The 575-nt window shown below is 59.1% G+C and carries 1 protein-coding gene; it reads left to right on the top strand.

Translation table 11 applies throughout. The features are described from left to right. Positions 1 to 575: putative Ig domain-containing protein (locus OSC10802_RS38780; RefSeq protein WP_198525066.1), on the top strand; the 575-nt coding region annotated here is incomplete at both ends.

Raw genomic sequence — 575 nt, 5'->3', positions numbered from 1 at the left:
TCCCGCCAATGAGGATGTGGGCACAATCAGCGTTAAAGTGACGGCAACGGATAGTGCCGGTGCGACTGCCGATGCGACGTTTGACTTGGCAGTCGCCAACGTCAACGACGCGCCAACCACCACCGGCATTGGCAGCCAAACCGCCACGGAAGACAGCGCCTTCACGTTAGATGTCACCAGCTTCTTCACAGATGTTGACGCGGGCGACACTTTGACGTATAATGCGACGCTTGCCGATAACTCCGCCTTGCCGGCGTGGCTGACATTCGACGCCGCCACCGGCACCTTCGAAGGCACTCCCGCCAACGAGGATGTGGGTGATATCAGCGTCAAGGTAACGGCGACGGATAGTGCCGGTGCGACTGTGGATTCCACCTTTACCCTGACAGTCGCCAATACTAACGACGCGCCAACCACCACCGGCATTGGCAACCAAACCGCCACGGAAGACAGCGCCTTCACCTTTGCTATCCCCGCCAACACCTTCGACGATGTTGACGCCGGAGACAGTCTCACCTTAAGCGCCACCCTTTCCGACGGCACCGCAATACCGGCATGGTTGAGTTTCGACGCTG

Origin of the sequence: Kamptonema formosum PCC 10802 (assembly GCF_000332335.1) — a bacterium.
In the GTDB taxonomy this organism is placed as follows: domain Bacteria; phylum Cyanobacteriota; class Cyanobacteriia; order Cyanobacteriales; family Oscillatoriaceae; genus Oscillatoria.
This window is presented reverse-complemented; position numbering and strand designations above follow the sequence as displayed.